This is a genomic window from Ensifer aridi, assembly GCF_002078505.1.
GTDB classification, from domain to species: Bacteria; Pseudomonadota; Alphaproteobacteria; order Rhizobiales; family Rhizobiaceae; genus Sinorhizobium; species Sinorhizobium aridi.
This window is the reverse complement of record NZ_LUAV01000012.1, coordinates 123062-135967: the sequence shown is the minus strand read 5'-3', so window position 1 is coordinate 135967 and position 12906 is coordinate 123062. Positions and strand designations below refer to the sequence as shown.

At 62.4% G+C, this 12906-nt stretch carries 11 protein-coding genes; 4 read left to right on the top strand and 7 right to left on the bottom strand.

Annotated features, from left to right (window positions below; all coding sequences use genetic code 11):
• Together AYK65_RS10790 and AYK65_RS10785 are read right to left on the bottom strand one after the other, a co-directional pair.
• Positions 1-954, bottom strand: coding sequence for a DMT family transporter (locus AYK65_RS10790; RefSeq protein WP_026617807.1), 954 nt, complete (start codon positions 952-954; stop codon positions 1-3).
• Positions 951-1898 carry an alpha/beta fold hydrolase gene (locus tag AYK65_RS10785; RefSeq protein ID WP_046118850.1) on the bottom strand — a complete coding sequence of 316 codons (948 nt, stop codon included), beginning with the start codon at positions 1896-1898 and terminating at the stop codon, positions 951-953. The genes AYK65_RS10790 and AYK65_RS10785 overlap by 4 nt, the downstream gene beginning before the upstream one ends.
• Before the next feature lie 231 nt (positions 1899-2129).
• Between AYK65_RS10785 and AYK65_RS10780 the strand changes: the two genes are divergently transcribed.
• From AYK65_RS10780 to metF, 4 genes are all read left to right on the top strand, one after another.
• A complete protein-coding gene (locus tag AYK65_RS10780) occupies positions 2130-2894 on the top strand; it encodes a ribonuclease T2 (protein WP_026617805.1) in 765 nt (254 codons plus the stop codon).
• A gap of 117 nt (positions 2895-3011) precedes the next feature.
• Positions 3012-4661 carry an energy-dependent translational throttle protein EttA gene (ettA, locus tag AYK65_RS10775; protein ID WP_026617804.1) on the top strand — a complete coding sequence of 550 codons (1650 nt, stop codon included), beginning with the start codon at positions 3012-3014 and terminating at the stop codon, positions 4659-4661.
• 330 nt (positions 4662-4991) lie between these two features.
• On the top strand, positions 4992-6014 hold the full coding sequence (locus AYK65_RS10770) for an ArsR/SmtB family transcription factor (protein ID WP_046118852.1): 1023 nt from the start codon (positions 4992-4994) through the stop codon (positions 6012-6014).
• Positions 6015-6016: 2 nt separating this feature from the next.
• The gene (gene metF, locus AYK65_RS10765) at positions 6017-6952 is read left to right on the top strand and encodes a methylenetetrahydrofolate reductase [NAD(P)H] (RefSeq protein WP_046118853.1); all 936 of its coding nucleotides are present in this window, start codon (positions 6017-6019) and stop codon (positions 6950-6952) included.
• A gap of 517 nt (positions 6953-7469) precedes the next feature.
• Here metF and AYK65_RS10760 read toward each other — a convergent pair.
• From AYK65_RS10760 to AYK65_RS10740, 5 genes are all read right to left on the bottom strand, one after another.
• A complete protein-coding gene (locus tag AYK65_RS10760; protein ID WP_081158328.1) occupies positions 7470-8414 on the bottom strand; it encodes a DMT family transporter in 945 nt (314 codons plus the stop codon).
• Positions 8415-8535: 121 nt separating this feature from the next.
• On the bottom strand, positions 8536-9753 hold the full coding sequence (locus tag AYK65_RS10755; RefSeq protein WP_046118856.1) for a lytic murein transglycosylase: 1218 nt from the start codon (positions 9751-9753) through the stop codon (positions 8536-8538).
• Between the two features lie 241 nt (positions 9754-9994).
• Positions 9995-10780, bottom strand: coding sequence for a glycoside hydrolase family 25 protein (locus tag AYK65_RS10750; protein WP_046118857.1), 786 nt, complete (start codon positions 10778-10780; stop codon positions 9995-9997).
• A gap of 169 nt (positions 10781-10949) precedes the next feature.
• A complete protein-coding gene (locus tag AYK65_RS10745) occupies positions 10950-11627 on the bottom strand; it encodes a class I SAM-dependent methyltransferase (RefSeq protein WP_081158327.1) in 678 nt (225 codons plus the stop codon).
• Positions 11624-12874, bottom strand: coding sequence for a BtaA family protein (locus AYK65_RS10740; RefSeq protein WP_046118859.1), 1251 nt, complete (start codon positions 12872-12874; stop codon positions 11624-11626). The genes AYK65_RS10745 and AYK65_RS10740 overlap by 4 nt, the downstream gene beginning before the upstream one ends.
• Between the last annotated feature and the right edge of the window lie 32 nt (positions 12875-12906).

Here is a 12906-nt window from a genome sequence, read left to right as displayed (position 1 = left end):
TCAGATTGCCGGCGATACCGGCGCGACGGTCGCTGTCTTCTGCACCTGCCGCTCGCGCCAGATGATATAGAGGCCGGAGCCGATGATGATCGCGATGCCCAGCCACTTCAACGCGTCCGGCAGGTCGCCGAAGACGAGCCAGCCCAAGATTGTCGCTGAGACGATCTCCAAATATTGCAACGGCGCAAGCACCGAGGCGGGTGCGGCGCGATAGGCATAGACTCCGAGGACGCCGGAGATCGTCGCGGTGACGCCGACGCCGAGCAGATAGATCCACGTGAGGCCCTCGGGCCACACGGGATCGAACACGTCCGAACCGCTACCCTCCCCGAGCCACATCAGAACGAGACAGAAAAGACCGCCCCATATGCCCGCATGGAACTGCATTGACCAGGGGTCCTCATTCTGGGCGACCATGCGCGTCACGAGCAGGAATAAGGCGAGGCTGAAGGCGGTTACGATCGGCAGGAGCGCGATCAGGCCGACTTCCTGCATGCTCGGCTGGATGACGAGCAGCGCGCCGAGGAAGCCGACGCCGCAGGCCGTATAACGCCGCCAGCCGATCGTCTCCTTCAGGAAGACGCTGCCGAGAATGGTGAGGATGATCGGCTCGACGAAGAAGATTGCGATCGCGTCGGCAACTTCCATCACTTTGAGCGCGGTAACGAAGGAAAGCATCGTCAGCAGGAGCAGCCCGCCACGCAACGCATGCAGCGCGCTTTTTCGCCAGGTGAGGTCGAAAAGCGTGCCGCGCACCAGCACGACCGGCAGGATGAAGACGACCTGGAGCAGGAAACGCGCCGCGGTGATCTCGGCCGATGGTAGGGTTGCAACGGCGAGCTTGGACAGGATGTCGATCCCAGGCGAGATCAACACGGAAAGGACCATCAGCGTCAGGCCGTAGGAGATCCGGCGGTGAGCGGCCGCGATCCTGGTGAGGGCGATGTCGGTCATGATTTTTCCCGACGCTTGGCGCCGACGGCCCCCAGACACCAGGCGGCGAATTCTTCCGTCGCCTTCTCGCGGTCGATTTCGTTGAGCGTCTCGTGGCGCATGCCTTCATGAATGGTGATGGTGACGTCCGCCATGCCGCGTGCTTTCATGCGGTTGCCGAGCCAGCGGATGGCGGCGCCGTTGAACGTGGAGGGATCGGCGCTGCCGCCGACGAGGTGGACCGGCAGGGTTGCGGGTAGCCGCGCCAGCCGATCGGTGCGGGCGCCGGCAAAGGCGAAGGTGAAGACGTCGATCCACAGCGACACCGTCGCATCGAAGCCGCAGAGCGGATCGCCGATATATTTGGCGACCTCGCCTTCGTCGCGCGAGAGCCAGTCGAAATCGGTCTTCCGGTCGGCAATGCTCTTGCTCCAGGCGCCGAAGGTCAGCTTCGTCAGCAGCGGGCTTGGCACGTCCGAGCCCTTCAACATCTTCTCGATTGCGAGCAGCAATAGACCGGCGCGGCCGGCAAGGCCCGGTCGAAAGTTGGAGTTCCAGACGGCGAGTGCATCGTAGAGCTCGGGATCGGTTTCGGCCGCATTGAGAGCAATCAGCCCGCCCATCGAATGGCCGAAGAGGATGACCGGCAGGCCTGGATGGTCGGCAACCGCCATATCGCGAATGGCGCGAAGGTCCGCGATGACCTTCCGGGCGCCATCGCGGAGCGCGAACATGGCGAAGAGTGCGTCCGGCGCGCTACTCCCGCCGTGTCCGCGATGGTCATGAGCATAGACATGAAAGCCATGCGCGGCCATGACCTCGGCAAAGCGGCCGTAACGGCCGGAATGTTCCGCAAGGCCGTGACTGATGATGAGGATCCCGCGGGGCACGCCTGCGGCGCCGCGATAACGCCAGCCGAGCGTCGCACCTGTCGGGCTTCGATGCGTCCTCACCTGCCCGAACATGCCATGCGCTCTCCCAAAAAAACCGTCACACCGCCTGTTTGTCGTCGCCCCTTCGATGCGGACGCCGTCGCAGATATCAAATCGATTTGGACGGTAAAGGCAATCGGCGCTTGTTGCTCGTTTCGCATGAGGTCACAACGATTCCGAAAATGTTGATTAGGGGTTGCAATTTTCGCGCGTTTATTGATATTTGTTCTCGTTTTGTTTTCCTGTTTGGAGGCGGTTATGACAATGCGGACAAGGGCATTAGTGAACGTGGTGCGGATGGCGGCGCTGGCGGTGGGGCTGGGATTTGCCACCTTCGCCGCCGCGCAGGAAGGAGACGAGGGTGGCGGGGCCGGCGGCGGGAAGACTGAATATGTCCTCGCTGTAAGTTGGCAGCCAGGCTTTTGCGAGACGCGGCCGACGCGCATGGAATGCGTCGACCAGACGGCGGAACGGTTCGACGCCACCCATTTTTCGCTTCATGGCCTGTGGCCGCTCAGGAAGAGCTATTGCGGCGTGGAAGCGGAGCTGAAGGCCCGCGACCGCAAGGGTGATTGGCTGGACCTGCCGAAGGCCGCCATGGCCGACGACACGGCCGCGCGCTTGCTCGTCGCCATGCCTGGCGTCAAATCCGGCCTCGACCGACATCAGTGGCTGCGCAGCGGCACCTGCCAAGCGTCAAATGCGGACGACTACTTCACGTTGCAGCTCCGGCTATTGGATGAGCTCAACCGTTCGGCCGTGCGTGCGCTCTTTGCCGACCAGATCGGCAAGGAGATCGACGAAAAGCAGATCAAGCAGGCCTTCGACCATAGCTTCGGTGCAGGTGCCGGCGACCGGGTGCGGATGCGCTGCCAAAGCGTCAACGGCCGCAGCATCATCACCGGACTTACGATCGGGCTTTCCGGCGATCTCTCGGGCAAGAGCGGGCTTTCGGACTTAATCCAGGCAGCCGGCCCGACCGAGTTCAAATGCGGAAAGGGGATAGCGGACGCTGCCGGGCAGGGCTGATCCGGCGGGGTCGCCACATCGAAGGGTCGGCGTGGCAAGCCTTTGCCGGATTGCCCCGCCACCATAATTCGCCTACATAGCGGGCAAATTTTCCCTTCCGATGCGGAGCATTCCCTTATGGCACGTCAGTTCATCTATCACATGGCCGGGCTCAACAAGGCCTATGGCAACAAGAAGGTCCTCGAGAATATCCATCTCTCGTTCTACCCGGACGCGAAGATTGGCATTCTCGGCCCCAACGGCGCCGGCAAGTCGACTGTTCTGAGGATCATGGCCGGGCTCGACCACGAGTATACGGGCGAAGCCTGGGTCGCTGAAGGCGCAACCGTCGGCTATCTGCCGCAGGAGCCGCAGCTCGATTCTGAGAAGAACGTGCTCGAGAACGTGATGGAAGGTGTCGCCGCCAAGAAGGCGATCCTCGACCGCTACAACGAGCTGATGATGAACTATTCCGACGAGACTGCGGAAGAGGGCGCGAAGCTCCAGGATGTCATCGACAGTCAGAATCTCTGGGATCTCGAAAGCCAGGTCGAGATGGCGATGGACGCGCTGCGCTGCCCGCCCGGCGACGCGGAGGTCACCAATCTCTCGGGCGGCGAAAAGCGCCGTGTGGCGCTTTGCAAGCTCTTGCTGTCGCAACCGGACCTGTTGCTCCTCGACGAACCGACCAACCACCTCGACGCCGAGACGATCGCCTGGCTTGAAAAGCATCTGCGCGAATATCCGGGCGCCGTGCTGATGGTCACCCACGACCGCTACTTCCTCGATAACGTTACCGGCTGGATTCTCGAGCTGGACCGCGGCCGAGGCATTCCCTACGAGGGCAACTATTCCGCCTATCTGCAGGCCAAGGCCAAGCGCATGGCGCAGGAAGGCCGCGAGGAAGCCACCCGCCAGAAGGCGATCAGCCGCGAGCAGGAGTGGATCGCCTCGAGCCCAAAGGCCCGCCAGGCGAAATCCAAAGCCCGTATCCGTGCCTATGACGAGCTCGTCAAGGCGGCCGCCGACCGGCGGCCGGGCGATGCCCAGATCATCATTCCCGTCGGCGAGCGTCTCGGGCAGGTGGTCATCGAGGCCGACAACATCTCGAAGGGCTATGGCGACCAGCTTCTAATTGAGGGGCTGAGTTTCAAGCTGCCGCCGGGCGGCATTGTCGGTGTCATCGGCCCGAACGGCGCCGGTAAGACGACGCTCTTCCGCATGATCACCGGCCAGGAACAGCCCGACGACGGTTCCTTCCGCATCGGCGATAGCGTGCAACTCGCTTATGTGGACCAGAGCCGCGACGCGCTCGACGCGAACAAGACGGTTTGGGAGGAAATCTCCGGCGGTAGCGACGTCATCAAGCTCGGCAAGCACGAGGTCAATTCGCGCGCCTATTGCTCGGCGTTCAACTTCAAGGGCGGTGATCAGCAGCAGAAGGTCGGCACGCTTTCCGGCGGCCAGCGTAACCGCGTGCACCTTGCCAAGATGCTGAAGTCCGGCGGCAACGTCGTCCTGCTCGACGAACCGACCAACGACCTCGACACGGAAACGCTGGCGGCGCTCGAGGACGCGCTGGAAAACTTCGCCGGCTGCGCGGTCATCATCAGCCACGACCGCATGTTCCTCGATCGGCTCGCGACCCACATCCTTGCCTTCGAGGGCGACAGCCATGTCGAGTGGTTCGAAGGCAACTTCGAGGACTACGAGAAGGACAAGATCCGCCGTCTCGGCCCGGACTCGGTCAATCCGAAGCGGGTGACCTATAAGCGGCTGACAAGGTAAGGCTTGACGGCTCGTCGTCCAAAAGCCCGCTGCGGTTTTGGGATGGGCGACGTAGGTAGAAGCAAAGACTAAAGCGCATGGCACGAATGGATGCGATGCGCTTTAGCGGCCAAAAGGGGCGGGCTTCTGCACACGCTGGTTTGCAGGCATTTCGCCTGTTCATCCTGCGAGCAGTAGAGCGCCGCGGCGCGCTCCGGTGTGATGTCCACGGAGCCTTTCTGGAAGCGGACCTGTCTCCCGAACGTCATCCTCTTGCCCGTCCGCGCAAATTCGCTTGCACGCTTCCCGCAAATCACATAAAGATATCTTTATGTGTTGATGGGGAAAGCGATGGGTGACAGAGGAACGCTTGGTTTGGATGCTCTGGTCGATGTGCTGAAGGCCGCCGGCGAGCCGACGCGCATGCGCCTCCTCGCATTGCTTGCCGCCGGCGATCTCACGGTGACCGATCTTACCGAAATTCTCGGCCAGTCTCAGCCGCGCATTTCCCGACATCTGAAATTGCTTGCCGAAGTCGCCCTCATCGATCGCTATCAGGAGGGTGCCTGGGCCTATTTCCGCCTGCGTCAAGAGGGCGGGCGCGTGGCGCTGGTGCGTGAACTCCTGGCGGCGGCCGCTTTCGACGATGCAATTCTCGCGAGGGACGCGACCCGGCTCGCGGCACTGAAGAAGGCGCGCGCGGAGAAGGCGCAGGCCTATTTCAGTCGCAACGCCGCCGAGTGGGACGAACTCCGGCGGCTGCATGTCGCCGAGGGTGACGTCGAGGCGGCGCTGAAGGCCATGGTTGGCGACGAACAGGTCGACAGCCTGCTCGATCTCGGTACCGGCACGGGACGCATTCTGCAGCTTTTCGAAGGCATCTACCGGCGCGGCATCGGCGTCGACGCGAGCCGCGACATGTTGGCGGTCGCCCGTTCCAATCTCGACAAGGCCGGGATCACCAAGGCTTCGATCCGCCACGGCGACATCTTCAATCTGCCGCTCGACGGCCAGTCCTTCGATCTCGTCACGATCCATCAGGTGTTGCACTACCTCGAGGAGCCGGACGCGGCGATCAGTGAGGCCGCCCGTATGCTCGCGCCCGGCGGCCGGCTCGTGATCATCGACTTTGCGCCCCACGGGCTCGAGTACTTGCGCGACGAGCATGCCCATGCCCGCCTCGGCTTCTCGCATCAGGTGATGGCCGATTGGCTGCAGAAGGCGGGTCTCGCGCTGGAGAAGACGACCGATCTGGCGCCGGAAGGCGGGCAGGAAGGAAAACTGACGGTCACGATCTGGCTGGCGCGCGATCAGCGCGCAGTCGACACTATCGCCGAAATGCCGCGCCAGCGCCTTCAGGCAGGGGGAGTTTGAGAATGAACGAACGGACGCTTCATCCCGCCGAGTGCGCCAGTGTCAGGCTGTCCTTCGAATATTTTCCTCCAAAGAACGAGGAGATGGAAACACAGCTCTTCCAGACGGTGTCGGATCTTTCCGTCTTCGCACCCGCATTCGTGACCGTGACCTACGGCGCCGGCGGTTCGACCAAGGCGCGATCCCTGACCACCGTCAGACGGATGATCGAGGAGATGGGCCTCACAAATACGGCCGCCCATCTTACCTGCGTCGGCGCGCTGAAGGCGGAGGTGGATGCCGTCATCGAAGAGTTCCTCGCCTCAGGCGTCCGCCATTTCGTCGCCTTGAGGGGCGATCCGCAGGGCGGCATCGGCAGCGCCTATGAGCCCTTCCCGGGCGGTTATGAAAACGCCGCCGCTCTCGTCAAGGCGCTCCGTGCGCGTGGCGACTTCGAGATTTCCGTCTCTGCCTATCCGGAGAAACATCCCGAGAGCCCGAGTGTGGCTGCCGATATCGACATGCTGAAGCGCAAGGTCGACAATGGCGCGACGCGGGCAATCACTCAGTTCTTCTTCGACAATGACGATTTCGAGCGCTATCTGGAGCGCGTGCGGAGCGCCGGCGTCGAAATCCCGATCGTGCCCGGGATATTGCCGATCAACAATCTCGCGCAGGTGCAGAAGTTCGCCGGTCTTTGCGGGTCCAAGATCCCTGAATCGATCGTTTCGCGGCTCGGCCATCTCGACGATCGACCGGAGGAGCGCTTCAAGGAGGCGACGCATATTGCGGCTGAGCAGATCGTCGATCTCGTCAGGCGTGGCATCGGCGACTTCCACCTCTATACGATGAACCGGTCGCCGCTAATAGCGGCTGTCTGCGACCTTCTAGGCTATGAACGCCGGCCGGCGGCGGAGTTTGCCGCGGAGCGCCCCCGCAGGGCCGCTGCGACCGGATGATACCCAGTCGGAGCCGGCGCTCTGGCCCAAGACAAGTGAAAGCCCACGCACGGCTCCGCGTTCATGGGCTTTATCGTTGTTGCAGCATGTCGATCGGGGTGCTCTCGGAGCGGCCTGCCTGACATTGTCTTGCTGCAAAAGCGGATTTTCCGGAATTATAGTCCCTAATTCGGTCTGGACTTTCAGTAGCCTGATCACACGAAGAGCATTACGGCCACGAACGCAAACGCTGCACTGATCATGAGGACGTTCAACGAGTGTGTAAGTCCCATAGGCTGATCCTCCCTGCGTTGACGGGTAAAACATAGGGCGAAAAAACGGCCCATAAAAGCGAAACTTGTGCTGCACTGCGAAATCCGGATCACGGGCAACTCTTGTTCACAGGCATAAGTGCTTGGAGCTATTTCCTTTTTTCCGCGCGCCACATTTCTTTCACATTTGCTTCCGGCAGGTTAATATAAACGCTTGTAACGCTGCGTGAGCGCGAGAGGCGAGTGAATCGGCGCAGGATGCAGGCCTATCGGCCTGCAGCATATCCGCGCTTCAGGATACGGCCGTCCAGGACGGCGAGGCCGGCAGCAATGAGCACCATCCCGGCGATATCCATGGCTTGCAGCGTTTCACCAAGGAAGAGATAACCGAGCAGGATGGCGCTTGGCGGTACGAGCAGGGTCACCAGAGATGTGTTGGTGGCGCCCGCTTCAGCCATGATCCGGAAGAAGAGGATATAGGCATAGGCGGTCGATACGAGCGCAAGTCCAAGGATCGCGAGCACAGCCGTGAGGGGTGGCGCGGGCAGCAGCCACGGGGTATCCGCAAGAGCGGCGACCGGCAACATGACGAGCGTCGATGCAGTCAATTGTCCCGTGGCCGTGACCGGCGGTGCAAGGTCACGGAAGCGTTTGCCGTAGGTGGCGGAGAAGCCGTAGCTCACGGCCGCCAGTACCGGCAGGATGAGCGCCCAGAGCGGCACGTCGCTGCTGCTGCCGAAGATGCCTGCAAGCGCGCTCGGTCCGATGAGCACGACCGTGCCGGCAAGACCCAGCAGACAGCCGCTGAGTTTCGCAGCGCTCAGCTTCTCGTCCTCCGTCGCGATGTTGGCGATGAGCACCGTCCAAACCGGCGTCGTCGCGTTCAAGATGGCGGCGAGCCCGGCCCCGATATGCGTCTGGCCGAGGAAGATGAAGGCGTGCGGTATGGCGTTGTTGATGAGTCCCATCAACAGAAACTCACGCCAGCGTTTGCGGAGTGCCGGATAGATGCCGTGGCGGCCACGAAGATAGAGATGGAGGGCGAGGGCGGCGAGACTCAAACGTAAAAACACGAGCGTGAAAGGCGGAACGTAGCCGACTGCCACACGCGCGAAGAAGAAGGAGCCGCCCCAGATGAGGCCGAGCAGCATCAGCAGTGCCCAAAGGCGCAGCGTCATCTGCGTGTTGACTGAATTTGTGGTCGAAGCCATGTCGTGCCTGCGCCGCAAGTGGAAAGGACCGGAGCGGATGGGCATCGGCTCCGACAATCGGGAATTGTACAAGCACTAATACAACGAAGCGGGCGCGGCCACCCGCTTCTTGTCAATACCGTCAGAGCGCGTTCAGCAGATCCGGCGTCGCCCAGCCGTCGGCTGGAAGGCCGAGCTTCAGTTGCTCCTTTTGGAGCGCTGCGCGAGTACCGGAGCCGAGAATGCCGTCAATCTTGCCGACGTTATGGCCGAGTGCCTGCAATCTGGTCTGCAGCGCTTTCATCTCCGCGTCGCCAAGACCCGGCTCCGGGTTGCCCTGCTGGTAGGGCGGGGCGCCGGCGAGGCGGGTTGCGAAATAGGCGGCAGAGGTCGTGTAGATGAAGGATTGGTTCCATTCGAGATAGATCTTGAAGTTCGGATAGGTCAGGAAGGCGACCCCCTTTCGACCCTGCGGCAGTACGAGCGAGGCCTCGAGAGCGCTGTTGGAGGTATCGCCGTCGCGCGGGGTGACGCCGAGCGCAAACCAGTCGCCCGCCTTCATACCGGGCTGCAAGCCCGTCTTCTCCCAGGGGAGTTGGTCCGGAACGCTGACTTCCTGGATCCAGGGCTCGCCGGCCTTGAAGCCGAGGCTCTGGATGAATTTCGCCGCCGTGAGGATCGCGTCCGGCGCGCTCTTCTTGAGGTTGACGTGGCCGTCGCCGTCCCCATCGACGCCATAGGCGACGATATCCTCCGGCAGCATCTGCACCTGGCCGATCTCGCCGGCCCAGGCGCCGGTCGTCGTCGCTGGATCGAGATCGCCGTGCTGCACCATCTCGATGGCAGAGAGAAGCTGCGGCCGGAACATTTCCGGCCGGCGGCAATCGTGGGCCAGCGTCACCAGCGCGTTACGCGTATTGAAGTCGCCCTGTACGGCACCGAAATCCGTTTCCATTGCCCAGAAGGCGGTGATCACCGGCGCCGGCACGCCGAATTCCTGCTCGGCCCGGGCGAAGACACCGGCGTATTCCTTCATCTTCTGCGCGCCGATGTCGAGGCGCGATTTGCTGACGGTCCGCTTCGAAAACTCGCTGAAGGTCTGCTTGAAGACGCCCTGGGCGCGGTCGCGGCTCAGAACCTTCAGGTCGATCTGTGCCCCCGCAAGCGCCCGGTCGGCAACGTCGGCCGGAATCCCTTTCGCAACCGCTTCCGACTTGACGCCCTCGAGAAAGGTTGCGAGGTCGCCGCCGCAAGCGACGGCAGGGCTCTGCGAGCCGGCCGGGGTTTGCGCCAGTGCCGAAGTGCCAGTGAGGGCGAACAACCCAAGCGTGAGGAGTGCCTTGCGGGCTGTGACAGTCATCGTAATTCCTTTCCTGGGCCGGGCCGCCTGGGAGTGGCCGCCGGCCTGCAATCCGTCTACCGCATGTTCCCTTGATCGGAGCCGACTGTGGGAACACGCAGCCATTCAAGTGCTGTAGCGGCCGTGGTCGGTCGCCAGGACCATCGCGCTGCGGGATCAAATCTGCCATGCTCTTCCAGAGCATTATGACGGAATGAAGAAATGCAGGCCGCCGCGAGTGATCCTTTGCCCGTGATCCACGCTATCTCGGCTGGGAAACGGCGGCGACCCACTTCTGCCAATTCTTCGCCGAGCCGGCAAAGGCATTGATGTCGGTGCTGCCGCGTATGCCGGGGATCACGCCGGTGCTGGTGTATTGCCAGAAGGCCCAACGGCGATCGACGTATATATCCTTCGGATGCTTGGCAACGGACCGCACCCAGAAATGGTAATCGTTGAAGGCGCCGACCAGATTGTCGCGATGGAAGTCGACCGACGTGTAGATGATCGGCCGCTTGCCGTAATGGGCTTCCAGGCGGTCCATGAAGCGCTTCATCTCTGACCGCACCGTCTCGGGCGAAGGCCGGTAGCGGCAGGTCTTCGATTCGCCGTTCCACTCGACGTCGAGAACGGGCGGGAGATGAACGGCGCTTCTCGGCACGTTGGCGATGAACCAGGCGGCCTGGGCGTCTGCGGACGAGCAGAAATAATAGAAATGGTAAGGCGCATAGGCGATGCCGGCGGCGCGTGCCTGCTGCCAATATTCATGGAAGCGCGTATCGACCCGGTCCTTGCCTTCGGTCGCCTTGATGAAGGCGAAGGACACGCCGGAGTTCTTGACCTTCATCCAGTCGATATCGCCGTTCCATTTGGAGACATCAATGCCGTGGACGCTGTGGTGATGCGGCGTGCGCTCGCCGAAATCCTGCGGATCGGTGTCGCGGAAGCGCGGCTGTATCGAGGCCGTCCTCACAAGATCGTAGTCGGTGGACGTGCAGGCGGAAAGAATGGTGGCGATTGGCAGCAAAACCAGGAGAAGCCGGCGCATGAGGGTTCCGTTTGGAGACGAACGACGATCCTGCCTCACGCGATGGTTTCCATGATTGATGATTCCCCCAGGGAGGCGTGGCCTCCTTTTCACCATATCATCGTAAAAATAGCGTTAGCTCAAGTGTGAATTGCAGCGCCGGCACCTACAGCGCGTAGCCTTCGTCCCTCTACGAGTTACCGTCTTCTTTTGGGCGGCGATAGACCGCAAGCCAGGCATAGCCTCTGCCGATCGATCTGAGTTCGAGCGCCGCTCCTCTGCTGTCGGCCTTCACACGCATGACGTCGAACAGTGTTTCGCGGGGTGTGACGTGGAAGCGTCCGAGCCAGGCCTGAAGGATGCGGCGGAAGCCGCCCGGCCAGCCTTCCTGCTGGCCGAAATCGGCTATATGCAGCGAGCCGCCCGGATTGAGTGCATCGATTGCCGCGTCGATCGCCTTTTCCCATTCGGGAATCATCGAGAGCGCGTAGGAGATGACGATGCGGTCGAAGCCTTTCTCGCCGAAGGAGGCAGCCGTGAAATTCATTGCGTCGGCGACGCGCAAGACGGCGTTCGAGCGGCCCTGGCGCCGGAGCTTAGCACTGGCGGTCGCCAGCATTTCCGCCGAGATGTCGAGGCCGAACAGACGCGCGCTCGGATAGAGGTCGCCGATCATGGCGAGGTTGCGGCCCGTGCCGCAGCCGACTTCGAGCACGGACGCACCCGGCGGGGGACTGAGATCGCGGATCAGCGTGTCGCGCCCGAAGAGATAGTATTTTCGCGTAAAATCGTAGATGTACCGCTGGTAGCGGTACATCCGGTCCATGAGGCGGGCGTGGCTCTCCTGCGCGGTCTGCACGGCGCTCATGCTTTCTTCCGGTAGATGTGAAAGCCGCCGTAGATCGCCGAGCGGTCTTCGGCGCCGAGTTTGGCGGACGCTTCCGCGTCGTAATGCCACTGGTCGAGCAGCGCGCCGGAAACGCGCCCGGGCAGAATGCTCGCTTCCGCCGCCGTGCGGAAGATCACCACCGCGCCGTCGTCGGCAGTGCGGGTGATCTCCGTCCAGAGATCGTTCAATTGCCGGTCGGTCATCCAGTCCTGCGCGTCGAGAAGCACGTAGCGGTCCACCGAGGAGGCGGGCTTGCCGGCAAGCAGCTCGGTGAAGCTTGCATGGTGAACCACGACGCGCTCGGCATGGTTGCGGATCGCCTCGTAGCGCGAATTCTGCAGATAGGCCGGCAACTCGCCCTCATGCGGCAGCGGATAACGCCGCGCGAAGGCCTGCCAGGCGAAGTAGTTCTCGCGCAGCGGAAAATGGCAGGTCAGCTTCTCGAGACGTTGGCGCAAAACCGCCGCAAGCGACTTCTCGCTGCTGAGGCTCGCGAGTTCGTCGAACTGCTGCGGCGGGATGCCGAGGCCGAAGAGCGAGCTCTTGCGGCCGGTGATCCAGCGGATGACCGGACGATCGAAGAGCGGAGCGAGTTTGTCGTCGAAGAACTGCCGCTGCTCGCGCATGGAGCGCGCCTGAACGAAGTCTACCGGGTTGATGCCGTGGAGTCGCGCGAGAACATGGCTTGCGGCGATGAAGCGGCCGAGGAGGCCGGTGCGATAGATATTGCGCTCGAAGACGCTGATGCGACGGCGGCCGGTCAGGTCGCGCCCGCTCCAGTAGGCGCGCGTGGCCGCATCGAGCTTCGGTGCGATGAAGAGGTCGTAGGCCTGGCTGTTCGAACGCGTGCCGTCGACGGCAAGAAACCGCACCACGTCTTTGTGGCTCGGCAGGTGGCGGAAGGCCGCGAGCTTCAGCCGGTTCAGCGCGATGTGGTGGGGATTGAGATCGACGACATCGATGCGGGCGGGTGCGGCAGAAAGATAGGTCAACATGTTGCAGCCGCCGGAGCCGATCGTCACGATGCGGTGCCCGGGCCGGACCTGCATCGCCGCCATGTCCACGATCGGATCTTCCCAGATCTGCGGATAGACGAGCCCGGAGAACAGCAGTCCGAAGAGGCGCTCGGACAAGCCTGCAAGGGAGAGAGCCTTGTGCTGCAGGAGCGCGCTTTTGAGCTTCGGATTCTTCCTGCGGAGGCCGGCATCGGGGGCGAGTTCGGTCATCTTTGCCTGTCATCCAGTTGAAACTTAGGCGC

What these genes read in the sequence shown, in the direction of transcription:
- AYK65_RS10770 (WP_046118852.1), top strand. Translation starts at nt 4,992, where the DNA reads ATGGGTGACAGAGGAACGCTTGGTTTGGATGCTCTGGTCGATGTGCTG.
- AYK65_RS10740 (WP_046118859.1), bottom strand. Translation starts at nt 12,874, where the DNA reads ATGACCGAACTCGCCCCCGATGCCGGCCTCCGCAGGAAGAATCCGAAG.
- AYK65_RS10745 (WP_081158327.1), bottom strand. Translation starts at nt 11,627, where the DNA reads ATGAGCGCCGTGCAGACCGCGCAGGAGAGCCACGCCCGCCTCATGGAC.
- AYK65_RS10760 (WP_081158328.1), bottom strand. Translation starts at nt 8,414, where the DNA reads ATGGCTTCGACCACAAATTCAGTCAACACGCAGATGACGCTGCGCCTT.
- metF (WP_046118853.1), top strand. Translation starts at nt 6,017, where the DNA reads ATGAACGAACGGACGCTTCATCCCGCCGAGTGCGCCAGTGTCAGGCTG.
- AYK65_RS10780 (WP_026617805.1), top strand. Translation starts at nt 2,130, where the DNA reads ATGCGGACAAGGGCATTAGTGAACGTGGTGCGGATGGCGGCGCTGGCG.
- AYK65_RS10785 (WP_046118850.1), bottom strand. Translation starts at nt 1,898, where the DNA reads ATGTTCGGGCAGGTGAGGACGCATCGAAGCCCGACAGGTGCGACGCTC.
- AYK65_RS10755 (WP_046118856.1), bottom strand. Translation starts at nt 9,753, where the DNA reads ATGACTGTCACAGCCCGCAAGGCACTCCTCACGCTTGGGTTGTTCGCC.
- AYK65_RS10790 (WP_026617807.1), bottom strand. Translation starts at nt 954, where the DNA reads ATGACCGACATCGCCCTCACCAGGATCGCGGCCGCTCACCGCCGGATC.
- AYK65_RS10750 (WP_046118857.1), bottom strand. Translation starts at nt 10,780, where the DNA reads ATGCGCCGGCTTCTCCTGGTTTTGCTGCCAATCGCCACCATTCTTTCC.
- ettA (WP_026617804.1), top strand. Translation starts at nt 3,012, where the DNA reads ATGGCACGTCAGTTCATCTATCACATGGCCGGGCTCAACAAGGCCTAT.